The sequence below is a fragment of the Ruegeria sp. AI3 genome, from assembly GCF_056541245.1.
The window spans coordinates 245,205-257,927 of sequence record NZ_JBQFYA010000006.1; the positions used below are offsets into that span (position 1 = coordinate 245,205).

Genomic DNA, 12,723 nt, shown 5'->3' on the forward strand with positions numbered 1-12,723 from the left:
TGCTAGCAAAGACCAAGCAGTATCAAAAAATGCAAAAAAATGTCCTATCTAGATAACATCAGAACCTTTGTCCGAGTCTACGAGTTGGGCAGCATGTCTGCCGCAGGCCGTGATCTGAGGGTTTCTCCGGCTGTCACCTCAGCGCGGATATCGCAATTGGAAGAGCATCTCGGCGTGCGGCTATTTCAACGCACGACGCGCAGCCTAACGCCGACCGAACAAGGGCAATCGTTTTATCGGGGGGCCGCTGAGATCCTCGAGGCCGTCGAAAACGCCGAGGCGCAGATCGTCAATATTACCGAGAATCTAAAAGGATCTCTCTATGTCGCTGCGCCATTGGGCGTCGGTCGCAGGCTGATCGCGCCACAGGTTCCAAAGTTTCTGGCCGAGTACCCCGAAGTCAATGTCAGGCTGAGGCTGACAGATCGCAAAGTCGATCTAACAACAGAAGGTCTGGATCTTGCGTTTTTCCTAGGGCAGCCCGAGGACAGCAACTTGCGCATTCGCAAGATCGCCGATGTTGAAAGAGTTCTGTGTGCATCCCCAAAATACATCAAAAAACGCGGGATGCCGGCAAGCGGAGACGACTTGATCGCCGACAATCATGAATGCCTCAATCTGCGCTTTCCGGGCGCGACCGAGTTTCAATGGCTTCTCAGAACTGAAACGGGGCCAAAGCGATTTCGCGTTTCTGGCCGCTATGAATCGGACGATGGCGATGTGTTGACGGATTGGGCACTTGCGGGTCACGGGATCGCGCTCAAGCCGATCTTTGAAATCGCACAGCACCTCAAGGCCGGGAATCTGATTCCGGTCGCAACAGAAACGCCGCCGGAACCCATTCAGATGGCGTGTTTGTTCACCCACCGTCGCATGCAAGACCCCAAAACGCGGCTTTTCATGGAGTTCATCATAGAGCGTATCGGATCCTCGATCGCTGCTGCGAACAACTAGAGCGACAAGGCCTCAGCTGCCGCGGTAGGTCGAGTATCCAAAAGGGGAAAGAAGCAGAGGCACATGATAGTGAGACTGCTCGGACATCCCGAACCGGATCGGTATCACATCCAGAAAGCGAGGTTCCTCGGGCGGCGTGCCCGACGCGTCAAGGTACGCGCCGGCATAGAAGATCAGCTCATACTCGCCCGTTGAAAACTCGGATTGCGGCAGAATCTGCTCGTTGGTTCTGCCGTCGTCATTTGTTACCAGTGCTTTCAGCAAGGTGCGGTCTGTACCATTGATGCGGTACAGCTCGATTTTCAGCCCCTCGGCGGGGCATCCCCGTGCAGTATCCAGAACATGTGTGGTAAGGTAACCGGTCATTTGTGCCACTCCTAAAGTTGCTTATTCATTAGTCTGTTTTCTCCTCCGAGGGCAAAGCCAGACTATCCGAAGCTGCTTTTCGTATTTTTTGAAAAATTTCTTTGATTATCCGGAGTATTGAGGAACTCAAGAAGAAGGAAACAGATGTGAAGCCTTATCCACGAGATATGACCGGCTATGGCAGTCAAATGCCAAAAGCCAACTGGCCGAATGGGGCCCGGATCGCGATTCAGATCGTATTGAACTATGAGGAAGGTGGCGAAAACAACATCTTGCACGGTGACGCTGCATCTGAGGCGTTTCTGTCCGAGATCACTGGTGCGGCCCCCTGGCCAGGACAGCGGCACTGGAACATGGAATCGATCTACGAATACGGCAGCCGTGCCGGGTTCTGGCGTGTTCACCACCTTTTGCAGGACCTGCCAGTGACCGTTTATGGCGTGGCGACCGCTTTGGCGCGTGCCCCAGCACAGGTTGCGGCGATGAAGCATGCAGGCTGGGAGATCGCGAGCCACGGGCTGAAATGGATCGAACACAAGGATATGGACCCGCAAGTTGAGCGCTCCCAGGTCCGCGAGGCGATCCGTTTGCACACCGAAGTCACCGGTCAACCTCCGCGCGGTTGGTACACGGGCCGGTGTTCGATGAACACGATTGATCTTGCTGCCGAAGAGGGTGACTTTGCCTATATCGCGGACAGCTATGCCGATGATCTGCCCTATTGGATCAAGGGAGGGGGCAAGGATCAGTTGATCGTGCCCTATACGATGGATTGCAACGATATGCGTTTCGCGATTCAGGCCGGGTATACGAATGGCGAGCAGTTCGAAAGCTATCTGAAAGATAGCTTCGACATGCTCTATGCCGAGGGCACGGCGGGTATGCCGAAAATGCTCTCGATCGGGTTGCATTGTCGCTTGATTGGCCGTCCGGGTCGCGCCATGGCGCTGAAACGCGCGCTGGACTATTTCAGACAACATGATGGAGTCTGGTTCGCGACCCGTGAACAGATCGCCGATCACTGGGCCAAGGAACACCCCCCGATGCAACGTCTCACCCCGTCCGAAATGGACCAGCCGACCTTTGTATCCGAATTTGGCGGCGTGTTCGAACACAGCCCATGGATTGCCGAAGGCGCATTTGACCTTGAACTGGGACCGACCCATGACAATGCGGCTGGCGTCCACAATGCGCTGGCCCGTGTTTTTCGCACCGCCACGTCCGAGCAACGCCTTGGCGTTCTGACGGCGCACCCGGATCTGGCGGGCAAGCTTGCCGCCGCCGGGCGGCTGACCAAGGAAAGCACGGCGGAACAGGCTGGGGCCGGTCTGGACATGCTGACGGATGAAGAACGCGAAACCTTTACCGCGTTGAATGAGGCCTACACGGCCAAATTCGGCTTTCCCTTCATCATCGCGGTCAAGGACAACACGAAGGCCAGCATCCTAAAGGCCTTTCACCGCCGCATAGACAGCGACCGGGATACCGAGTTCGACGAAGCCTGCCGTCAGGTCGAACGGATCGCCGAGCTGCGCTTGATCGAGAAGTTCTCGGAATGACCATCGAGTTGAAGCTACAGCCTCTGACCCCTGAAGCCTTTGCGCCGTTTGGAGATGTGATCCAAGCGGCGGGTGAGGTGGACAAGTACATCAATCAGGGCAAATGCGCCCGCTATCATGACCGCGCAGAGTTGGATTTCCAGGACGGCCGCGCGGGGATCAGCGTGTTCCAGTCCGAGGCTTTCAGCCTTCCGATCAGGCTGGATATGATGGAGCGTCACCCTGAGGGCAGTCAGGCCTTTCTGCCATTGTCCGAAAAGCCGTTTGTTGTGGTTGTAGCTACCGATGAAGACGGACAACCCGGACACCCGATTGCGTTCATAACTGCGCCGAGGCAAGGGGTGAACTACCACCGAAACACTTGGCACGGGGTACTGACACCGCTCCATGATCCGGGGCTTTTTGCGGTCGTGGATAGAATTGGAACTGGACCCAACCTGCAGGAGCATTGGTTCGAGGTGCCGTTCCTTATCGTCGAATAAATCGCCTGAAGATGCGCAAGGTATCGCAACTTCCCTGCGCATGAGGCTGGCAATCCAGCGAAAATTCAACGCCTAGCAAAATCTTCCGGGTGGAATGACATTGGCCGGGGCACGAACCCCGGCCGTTGCAAGCCGAGGGGCGACTTGCTGCTCGGAAACAGGTACCAGCGAGGTCAGAAATCAACCTCGATCGCGATCCCTTTTTCTACGGCAAGGTCAACCACCGCTGCGGCCACCGCAAGATCCTGCAGGCCAACGCCTGTGCCATCGAACAATGTGATCTGATCATCCGCGGAGCGGCCCTCATGCGTTCCATTGATGACCGCGCCAAGCTGAGCGACGTCGCTTTGGCTGATCAGACCTTCTGCGACGGCGTGCTGTGCCTCGCCAATGGTGATGGATTGCGCAACCTCGTCTGTGTAGACACTCGCTTTGGCCAGCAGGGTGGATTCGACCTCCTGTTTGCCCTTGGTGTCTGTTCCCATGCAGGCCACATGCGTTCCGGGGCTGACGTGGTGTGCCATCAACGACGGCGCAAAAGCCGAAGTGATCGAGATGATCACATCCGCTTCGGTCATTCCGTCAAGTTCGACCGCCTCAAATGGGACGCCTGCCTCAACAGCGACTTTCTCGATATTGGGCAGCATTTCCGGGTGGTAGTTCCAGCCAATGACCTTTTCAAAGCTATGCTGTTCCAGCGCGGCGCGCAGTTGAAAACCGGCCTGATGGCCCGCTCCGATCATGCCGATCACCTTGGCATCTGCGCGGGCCAGATGTTTGATCGACACGGACGAAGCCGCCGCTGTGCGCAGCGCCGTCAACAGGTTGCCGCCAACCATCGCCGACGGTTTGCCCGTGTCGGGATCGAACAGAAAAACCGTGGATTGGTGGTTGATCAACCCGCGTTTCTCAAGGTTGTTCGGCCAATAGCCACCGGCCTTCAGGCCCAAAGTCAGGCCGGCGCGGTCAAAACCACCCTTGAAGCCATACAGCGCGTCTTCGTGGCCGATGGCCTCACGCACAACAGGGAAGTTATAGGCATCGCCAGCGGCCATCGCCGCAAAGACGCTTTCAACGGCATCAAAGGCGGCTTGGCGGGTCATCAATCCGGCGATCTCACGCTCGGGTACGATCAACATGTCAGTCTCCACTTGGAATTCGTTCGCCCGTGCGCTTGTCCCGAAGGGAGAGGAGGTACACGGGCGAGAATCAGGCTACTGTTGAGCCAGATTTTCTTGATTGTAAGGCCTTAGTAGGCGCGGCCGCGGGCGGATACGGGCCAGACGGCCTCGACCTTGCCGTTGCGCACACCGACATACCAATCATGTACATTGGCCGTTGGGTCGCAGTGACCGGGCACCAGCTTGAGCTTGTCGTTGACTTTGAGAACACCATCCGTATCCATCACAACGCCATGCTCGTCCGAGCATTTAGTGTACTCAACGTCGTCGCGCCCAAACACGACGGGTAAACCGCTGTCTACCGATTGCGCCTTTAGGCCTGCATCGACAATCGCCTTATCAGCTTTGGCGTGGCTCATGACGCTGGTCAGGATGAACAGAGCGTTCTCCCACTCACCCCGGTCGATGCGGTTGCCGTCTTTGTCCAGAATGCGGCCGTAATCGGCATCCATGAAGGCATAGGACCCGCATTGAAGCTCATTGTATACGCCCGAGTCGGACTCGAAGTAGTAAGAGCCGGTGCCGCCGCCTGAAACCAGCTCGCAATCGATGCCTTCGGCTTTCAGGCCGTCAACAGCGTCTTTGACCATCGCAATTGCGGTATCCAGCTTTTCCTTGCGCGCCTCGTAGCTGTCGAGATGCTGCATCGCACCCTGATAGGCTTGAATGCCGGTGAATTTGAGGTTGTCGGCCGCTTCGACCGCTTTGGCAATTTCAATCACCTGAGGCGTAGTGGTCACGCCGCACCGTCCCGCGCCGCAGTCGATCTCGACGAAGACCTCAAGCTGAGTGCCGTGATCGACGGCTGCTCCGGAAAGATCTGCGACGTTGTCTACGTCGTCGACACATACAATGATGCGACTGCCGAGTTTTGGCAGGCTGGCCAGGCGGTCGATCTTGGCGGGGTCGCGCACCTGGTTCGACACCAACACGTCCTTGATCCCACCGCGCACGAAAACCTCGGCCTCTGAAACCTTCTGACAGCACACGCCCACTGCTCCGCCAAGGCGTTCCTGCAGTTTCGCCACATCGACGGATTTGTGCATTTTGCCGTGCACGCGGTGGCGCATACCGTGGGCCTTGGCATAATCGCCCATCTTCTTGATGTTGCGTTCAAGCGCATCGAGATCCAGCACAAGGCTGGGGGTCTGGATGTCTGCTTCATCCATTCCGGGCTTGGCCGGAATGTCATAGCCTACTTCGAATGCGTCGAGATTGGTCATATCTTTCATGTCCGTATTCCTGTGTCGGTATTGATGTCTGTTGCGACTGGGTCAGGTGTTCAGCCAGGGCAGCTTGTCCAGATCGACATTGCCACCGGTGATGATCAGGCCGACCCGCTTACCTTTGAACGCGTCGGGGTTCTTGAGGATCGTAGCCAGAGGCACAGCCGAGGACGGCTCCATCACGACCCGAAGGTGTTTCCACGTCAGCTTCATCGCGTCGATGATCTCTTGTTCCGAGGCCGTGTAGATCTCGGAAACGTGGTTCGAGACGAAGTGCCACGTTAGGTCTTTCAGGGGCACCAACAGGCCGTCGGCAATGGTCTTCGGCGCATCATCGGCGATGATGTGACCCGCTTTGAAACTGCGATAGGCGTCATCCGCCTGTTCGGGTTCCGCCGCAATGATTTCGGTTTCAGGCGCAAGGGTGGACAGGGTCAGGCAAGTGCCGGACACCATGCCACCACCGCCGATAGGGGCAACCACCGCGTCCAGACCATCGGTCTGCTCCATGAATTCGCGCGAACAGGTGCCCTGTCCGGCGATCACCCGCGGATCGTTGTAGGGATGGACAAAATCCCCCCCCGTGGCCGCTTGAACCTGAGCGAAAGTCGCCTCGCGCGACGTGGTAGAGGGCTCACACTCGGTGATTTTGCCTCCGTAGCGACGCACCGTGTCTTTCTTGGCCTGAGGCGCTGTGCGCGGCATCACAACGTTGCACGGAATGCCGCGCTTCATTGCGGCATAGGACAAGCATGACGCGTGATTACCGGAGGAATGGGTGGCAACACCTTTCTTCGCCTGTCCCTCGTCAAGGCCGAATACTGCGTTGGTGGCGCCGCGTACCTTGAAGGCGCCCGGTTCCTGAAAGTTCTCGCATTTGAAGAACAACTGGGCGCCCGTCAATTCGTTCAGGTAGTCCGAGGTCCGAACCGGGGTCCGACGGATGTAAGGTTCGATCCGAGTATGCGCCTCGAGCATGTCCTCATAGGTCGGGATATACATGGAGAGGTCCTTTATCATGCAGCGTCCTTCTGAACGGCGGCTGGATGACCGCGATAGTATTCCTGTGCGGCCGCCACGCCCGAACCCAGTTGAATGTTCAAACCCAGATCGACCATGCACATTTCGGCTGTCGCGATCCCCGACAAGGCCATGACGTCGGTCAGGCTGCCCAGATGTCCGATCCGGAAGACTTTGCCAGCGACTTCGCCAAGGCCGACGCCAAAGGCCACGCCGTATTTCTCGGCGGCATGGGTGACGATATCGGTTGCGTTGAAACCATCCGGTGTGCGGATCGCGCTGACCGTGTCGGAATAAACCGAGGGGTTCGCGGCACAAAGCTCCAGCCCCCATGCGCCAACAGCGGCACGCACCCCTTCGGCGATGCGGGTATGGCGGGCAAAGACGTTCTCCAACCCTTCCTTCAGCAACATGTCGCAGGCCTGGTTTAGGCCATTCATCAAGCCGACGGCAGGCGTGTAGGGATAGGCGCTGTTTGCGTATCCCTTGGCCATGTCGTGGACGTCAAAAAACGTGCGGGGCAGGGTGCCAGTTTTGGTCGCCTCCATCGCCTTCTGGCTAAAGCCGACGATCGCGAGACCTGCGGGCAGCATGAACCCTTTTTGCGATCCGGTGACGGCCACATCGACGCCCCACTCATCAAAGCGGAAATCCATCGACGCAATGGACGAGACGCCATCAACGTACAGCAGCGCAGAATGCCCTGACGCGTTCAGCGCCTTGCGCACGGCGGCAATGTCCGATTTTACGCCGGTTGCCGTTTCGTTATGCGTGGCAAGAACGGCTTTGATCTCGTGGTTGGTGTCCGCGGTCAGGATCTCTTCATAGCGGTCGGCAGGCAGGCCCTGACCCCACGGGGTTTCGACGATCTCGACATTCAGCCCGTGGCGCTGGCACATGTCGATCCAGCGATGGCTGAACATGCCGTTGCGCGCGGCCAGAACCTTGTCTCCGGCAGATAGGGTGTTGGTCAAAGCTGTTTCCCAGCCGCCCGTCCCGGTCGAGGGGAAGATGAACACCTCGGCGCTGTCGCTTTTCAGAACTTTCCGAACACCCGCGCGGGCAGGGTGCAGAATTTGCCCAAACAGCGGCGACCGGTGGTCGATCGTGGGCATGTCACAAGCCTTGCGCAGGCTTTCAGGGATATTGGTCGGGCCCGGAATGAAAACGGGGTTTTGAAAGCTCATGGATGGTCTCCTTCCGTCGTTGGAGACATCCTAAGGCCAAGCTCCTTGATTTTAAATTTTTTTGAAAACGATTTTCAAAAACTAATAGTCGCGATTTAAATTATAGTTGTCAGTATCTTATGTTTTTCATATGATGAATTAAAATTTCGAAAAAATCCGAAGGTTCTTATGGTTTCTCAAAAAAATGGCGCTGGCTCCCTTCGCAAAGCCAGGGGAAGGCCGCGGGGGTGGGATGACAAAACGGCTCAGAACACGATCAAATCCCTCGACCGGGCGATGGAGGTTTTCGAGTATCTGAGCGAGGCGCAAGGCAAGTCATTGACGATGCTGTCCGACGAAATGCAGCAGTCCCCGGCCACGGTCTATCGCATCCTTGTCACGCTTGAGGGTAGGGGCCTAGTAGAGTTCGATCCCGTCGAGCAGATTTGGCATATCGGCCCCCGTGCCTTCGTCATAGGCTCGCGATTCCTAAGGCGCACCAGCCTTGTTGATCGGGCAAGGCCGGTGATGCGCAAGCTGATGGAAGCCACGGGTGAGACGGCCAATTTAGGCATTCAGAAAGAAGGCTCAGTCCTGTTTCTAAGCCAAGTCGAAACGCATGCCAGCATTCGGGCCTTCTTTCCGCCCGGAACACTGTCGCCCATGCACGCATCGGGGATCGGGAAGGTCCTGCTGGCGCATATGGATGAAGACCGGTTGGACAGATTGCTGGCTTCGGTCCAACTGCAGGCGTTCACGGACCGGTCGATCACGACTGTAGAGAGTCTGAAACAGGACCTAACTTCTATCCGTGCGCGAGGTTTTTCGATCGACAATGAGGAAAAGAACGAGGGCATGCGCTGTATCGCTGCGCCGGTGTTCGACGTGAACGGCGAAGCGGTTGCGGGGATTTCCGTCTCGGGACCTACCAGCCGGGTGCGCGAGAACGGGATCGAACAGCTCAGCCGCCCCGTGATTGAGGCGGGCCAAGCGTTGTCTCAGGCCATCGGAGGAACCGTTAGTTGACTGCTCCCTAACGCCGGTTTGCAGCCGATCCAAGGCGCAGCGGCATGTGTCGGTTTACATCCTTATAAAGCAGGTACCGGAACTTTCCTGGACCACCTGCATAACAGGCCTGTGGGCAGAATGCACGCAGCCACATGTAGTCTCCCGCCTCGACCTCGACCCAGTCATTGTTCAACCGGTACACCGCCTTACCCTCAAGCACGTAGAGGCCGTGTTCCATCACATGGGTTTCGAGGAAAGGGATGACCGCACCGGGTTCGAATGTCACCACGGTGACATGCATGTCGTGGCGCAGGTCATTCGGGTCGACAAATCGCGTTGTCGCCCATTTGCCATCTGTGCCAGGCATTGGAGTCGGCGCGATATCGTTTTCATTCAGCACAAGGACATCTGGAGTGCCCAACCCCTCAACGGCCTCATAGGCTTTGCGAATCCAATGGAACCGCAAGGTGTCATCGGAGTGGTTACGCAGGGTCCAATCGCATCCGGGCGGCAGATAGGCATAGCCGCCGGGGGTCAGCTCATGGCGCGTACCTGCAGCGATCAGCGTTGCGGTGCCTTCGACTACGAACAGAACGCCTTGGGCTTCGGGGTCGGTTTCGGGCCGGTCCGAGCCTCCGCCCGGCTGCACCTCCACGATATATTGTGAGAAGGTCTCGGCAAATCCTGTCAGTGGGCGCGAAATCACCCAAAGGCGCGTATCGTCCCAGAACGGCAGAAAGCTCGTCACGATGTCCCGCATGGTGCCCTTGGGGATCACGGCATAAGCATCCGTAAACACGGCGCGGTCCGTCAACAGCTGGTCTTGTCCGGGGTGTCCGCCATGGGGTGCGTAGTATTGCTTGCTCATGTGTGCTCCTGAAGAAAAGCCGTACGCGTTTACGTATGCTCCGGTTCTGAGGATCGAACCAGCCGTAAGGAGGCGACAGCTCTCTCTGTAAAAATTTGATAATCATGATAATTGTTTGGGGATTTTGAGGTTTCAATCAGCGTCAGACGATTTCCCTATTTGATCCGCAAGAGGCAGCGTCACACAAATTTGCGTTGGGATTCACAAGCCATTCGGCTTGTACATAGTCTCAAAAAGCTATTCTCTTACACAGCATACTGATGCGCCGCGCGTCATCACTGACCGGTCAACATAGCGATTTTCTTTGCGTGCATGTAATCGCCCTTGAGGTGAACCCGAAAGCAGCGAGGATTTTAGGACACTGCAGGAGTTGATCCGTTGAATCGGTAGTGGCCAGTACCGACACAAAGCAGTCCCTCGACTGGAGTGTTTCGATGTCTGCTCGAAGCCCTAGGTGGACGTTCGCACAATCCGACTAGCCCGATGTTGCGGCGACAGGAACAGCCGGGTTTTTACGACACCAACATAAGGACGAGTTACATTTCAGCCTTTGGGAGTATACCAAATTGGCGAAGTGTAAGCACGTTCCTGCGTTGACGTAGGCACCTCGGCAGGCACCTCGTCTCCAAACCGAACGGCGTCGTAAATTGTCCACCTCGGAGTGGGAATCTCTAGGACACGTGCGTAGTAGAAAGCCCTGACTGACGGATCAAATTCAGGATCCGTCCAAACATTGATCAGCTCTGGAGACCCTATCGAGTTGGTAAACGTGCCCGTTGCAACATCCACGGTGTTCCCAACCGCTGGCAGCTTGCCGTCAGCATCAAGTTTTCGGTCTCCCGACCAAGCTACGTCATAGACCCGCTCTTCAGTTTCGCCATTGGCATTTAACCAACCTTTCACAATCTGAACACGGTCGAGATTGCCGGAAAACGGATCTTTCAGCGCAGCAACCAGGAATGTTGGGGCGTCCGCGCCTTCTGTTGCATCTGCGAGGTCCCCTCCCATCGGAACGCCTTTTTCATATCCTATTTCGGCGGGCAAACGAGACCTTGCGTCAGCTTCGGTAAAGTCCCAGCCACCAAAGAAGCGAACTGCAATTCGACTGCCGGTCGTCCCATAGACTTCTTTCCGTTCCATTGCATCGAAAATTGCTTCGCGCGAGTTCTCTTCTGCCCAGACTGCGGCGTAGCCAGACGCTGCCATTTCCCATCCAAGAATTCTTGTCGTATCGAACTCACCAACGACGTGCTGCCAACGACCGGGTTCCGGTTCGACGCCAGAATGTTTGCCAAAGAAATTGTCTTCTTCCGCTGTTGCCAAAGCGGTATGGCTGTCTGTCGAACCCACTACTCCGAATTTGTATGGATTGGTGCCTAGTTGAGCCTCAAGCTTCAGTCCGTTCTTCAGAGCCTCTCGGGCATACTCGTACTGAAGCATCCAATCCTCTTTGGGCGTTGGGCCGAGGTTGGATTTATCCCAAGTTTCATAGTCCGCGAACTCATCGTTTGGGCTTAAAAACGGATGCGTCTCTCCGTCACCTTTGATTTGGGTGATCTCATACATCGGCTCCCACTTGGCACGCCGCTCTGCGTAATCTCCTGTCAAAGGCTCACCCGTTTCAGGGTTTGTCTCGACCGGAAACATCAGGCCGTTGGAGACGTTACCGTTGTGTGCAAGGGCCAGTACACGACCGCCAGTCTCTTGTTCATATGTTTCCATCCAGTCCCACAACCTTTCCGGATTAAAAGTTTCTGCGGTTGTGAAGGGCAGCATTTGCCGCGCGCGAATGGCATCATCTCGGTAGATTACGTTGCGGTGGAGATTGTTGCCAGCTTCCGTGGACGTCCACTCGTATCCAATGAATGCGGTGAATGTGCCAGGGGCGTTGTGATGATCCGCAGTTTGCGTGAACTCATCCCATATGGATTGTACAAACCTGCGATCTGAAACAGCCTCGGGCAGAGCATCTCCGGTGATGCCAGCAAAAGTTTCAATAACTTCCATGGTTGCACCCAGAGCGACGTCCCCGCCGGCGTTGAGGCGTTCGTTCCAGTCTCGCAGCGTTGGGTCACGCATTAGTGTAGAGTTCCCCGCCACGATCTCATTCATGGCACCCATGGCATCTGAATGATCAGATACGACAAGCCAGTCGAGGGGACGCGACAGCTTCACACGGAGGCCATGCGATGTTGTGACTTCGTCACCACGTGCAAACCTATAGGCATCGTCTGGGCTCAGAATGACGCCAAATCCGCGCGCATCGAGCGAGTTTGACGTGTGCAGGTGAGTGTCACCCCAAAGCGGGCGCGTAGGAAAATCTCGACCTGCATACGGCGAAAAATCAGTAGGCGCTGGTTCACGCATATCATCAACTGATATGGTCATCTCTCCAACTTGCCCGCCTTGTGCAGCGTCTTGAGCATTTGAAGAGCTTGCTATGAACGCTATGGAAACTATTGCTGTCGATGTCTTAAGAAAAAACTTCATTTGAACCTCCCAGCCGAGCTGAATTCTAGTCTATGGCAACATCTGACCCGGCTGTTCGTCAAGGAAAACAAAGGTTTTTCTTATGTGAGCTTAAGAGATCCCGGGTGAGGCTCGACTAGTCCCGGGCCGCAGCTTCGCCCAAAACTTTGACGCTCGGACGCAGTAAAAAGCACCCCTACGAGTGCACGTTCTTGACGACTGGTGACTTGGCTCGCCAGTCTTGAAACCGAGACCTTGATCGGAGGCCTTGCCGTAAAGAGGTTGTCGCGAACACCCCTATTGTCCTTATCCCTTTTTTTTGCCTCGGTCGTTTCAGCTCAAGATAAGCCCAACATCATATTCATATTTCTAGATAATTTTTGCTGGTGCGAACCTAGGCTCATGGAGACGGCATAATCCGTGT

At 56.1% G+C, this 12,723-nt stretch carries 11 protein-coding genes; 4 read left to right on the forward strand and 7 right to left on the reverse strand.

What is annotated here, in order from left to right; translation table 11 throughout:
• Positions 1-39 precede the first annotated feature (39 nt).
• Complete coding sequence (locus ACRZ95_RS11655; RefSeq protein ID WP_170675801.1) at positions 40-954, forward strand: LysR family transcriptional regulator; 915 nt, start codon at positions 40-42, stop codon at positions 952-954.
• A gap of 12 nt (positions 955-966) precedes the next feature.
• Here the strand turns inward: ACRZ95_RS11655 and uraH are convergent, their stop codons facing one another.
• Entirely contained in the window at positions 967-1,320 is a 354-nt protein-coding gene (gene uraH, locus ACRZ95_RS11660; protein WP_170675800.1) for a hydroxyisourate hydrolase, read from the reverse strand.
• A 146-nt stretch (positions 1,321-1,466) separates the two neighbouring features.
• Here uraH and puuE point away from each other — a divergent pair, with 146 nt between their 5' ends.
• Both puuE and ACRZ95_RS11670 read left to right on the forward strand, forming a co-directional pair.
• On the forward strand, positions 1,467-2,879 hold the full coding sequence (gene puuE, locus ACRZ95_RS11665) for an allantoinase PuuE (RefSeq protein WP_170675799.1): 1,413 nt from the start codon (positions 1,467-1,469) through the stop codon (positions 2,877-2,879).
• The gene (locus tag ACRZ95_RS11670; protein ID WP_170675798.1) at positions 2,876-3,361 is read left to right on the forward strand and encodes an ureidoglycolate lyase; all 486 of its coding nucleotides are present in this window, start codon (positions 2,876-2,878) and stop codon (positions 3,359-3,361) included. Before puuE ends, ACRZ95_RS11670 begins: the two co-directional genes overlap by 4 nt.
• 173 nt (positions 3,362-3,534) lie before the next feature.
• Here the strand turns inward: ACRZ95_RS11670 and bhcD are convergent, their stop codons facing one another.
• The 4 genes from bhcD to bhcA form a co-directional block, all read right to left on the reverse strand.
• Positions 3,535-4,500: an iminosuccinate reductase BhcD gene (gene bhcD / locus ACRZ95_RS11675; RefSeq protein ID WP_170675797.1), complete on the reverse strand. Its 966-nt coding sequence runs from the start codon at positions 4,498-4,500 to the stop codon at positions 3,535-3,537.
• 110 nt (positions 4,501-4,610) lie between these two features.
• Complete coding sequence (gene bhcC, locus ACRZ95_RS11680) at positions 4,611-5,774, reverse strand: 3-hydroxy-D-aspartate aldolase BhcC (RefSeq protein WP_170675796.1); 1,164 nt, start codon at positions 5,772-5,774, stop codon at positions 4,611-4,613.
• 42 nt (positions 5,775-5,816) lie between these two features.
• Entirely contained in the window at positions 5,817-6,785 is a 969-nt protein-coding gene (gene bhcB / locus ACRZ95_RS11685) for a beta-hydroxyaspartate dehydratase BhcB (RefSeq protein ID WP_170676135.1), read from the reverse strand.
• The gene (gene bhcA / locus ACRZ95_RS11690) at positions 6,785-7,975 is read right to left on the reverse strand and encodes an L-aspartate--glyoxylate aminotransferase BhcA (RefSeq protein WP_170675795.1); all 1,191 of its coding nucleotides are present in this window, start codon (positions 7,973-7,975) and stop codon (positions 6,785-6,787) included. Before bhcA ends, bhcB begins: the two co-directional genes overlap by 1 nt.
• Before the next feature lie 168 nt (positions 7,976-8,143).
• Between bhcA and bhcR the strand changes: the two genes are divergently transcribed.
• Positions 8,144-8,980, forward strand: coding sequence for an HTH-type transcriptional regulator BhcR (gene bhcR, locus ACRZ95_RS11695; protein ID WP_170675794.1), 837 nt, complete (start codon positions 8,144-8,146; stop codon positions 8,978-8,980).
• 7 nt (positions 8,981-8,987) lie between these two features.
• Here the strand turns inward: bhcR and ACRZ95_RS11700 are convergent, their stop codons facing one another.
• Together ACRZ95_RS11700 and ACRZ95_RS11705 are read right to left on the reverse strand one after the other, a co-directional pair.
• Complete coding sequence (locus tag ACRZ95_RS11700; RefSeq protein WP_170639647.1) at positions 8,988-9,830, reverse strand: bifunctional allantoicase/(S)-ureidoglycine aminohydrolase; 843 nt, start codon at positions 9,828-9,830, stop codon at positions 8,988-8,990.
• 543 nt (positions 9,831-10,373) lie between these two features.
• The gene (locus ACRZ95_RS11705) at positions 10,374-12,320 is read right to left on the reverse strand and encodes a DUF3604 domain-containing protein (protein ID WP_170639646.1); all 1,947 of its coding nucleotides are present in this window, start codon (positions 12,318-12,320) and stop codon (positions 10,374-10,376) included.
• Between the last annotated feature and the right edge of the window lie 403 nt (positions 12,321-12,723).

Coding starts and splice junctions, on each gene's coding strand:
- ACRZ95_RS11670 (WP_170675798.1), top strand. CDS start 2,876: ATGACCATCGAGTTGAAGCTACAGCCTCTGACCCCTGAAGCCTTTGCG.
- ACRZ95_RS11700 (WP_170639647.1), bottom strand. CDS start 9,830: ATGAGCAAGCAATACTACGCACCCCATGGCGGACACCCCGGACAAGAC.
- bhcA (WP_170675795.1), bottom strand. CDS start 7,975: ATGAGCTTTCAAAACCCCGTTTTCATTCCGGGCCCGACCAATATCCCT.
- uraH (WP_170675800.1), bottom strand. CDS start 1,320: ATGACCGGTTACCTTACCACACATGTTCTGGATACTGCACGGGGATGC.
- bhcC (WP_170675796.1), bottom strand. CDS start 5,774: ATGAAAGATATGACCAATCTCGACGCATTCGAAGTAGGCTATGACATT.
- ACRZ95_RS11705 (WP_170639646.1), bottom strand. CDS start 12,320: ATGAAGTTTTTTCTTAAGACATCGACAGCAATAGTTTCCATAGCGTTC.
- ACRZ95_RS11655 (WP_170675801.1), top strand. CDS start 40: ATGTCCTATCTAGATAACATCAGAACCTTTGTCCGAGTCTACGAGTTG.
- bhcR (WP_170675794.1), top strand. CDS start 8,144: ATGGTTTCTCAAAAAAATGGCGCTGGCTCCCTTCGCAAAGCCAGGGGA.
- bhcD (WP_170675797.1), bottom strand. CDS start 4,500: ATGTTGATCGTACCCGAGCGTGAGATCGCCGGATTGATGACCCGCCAA.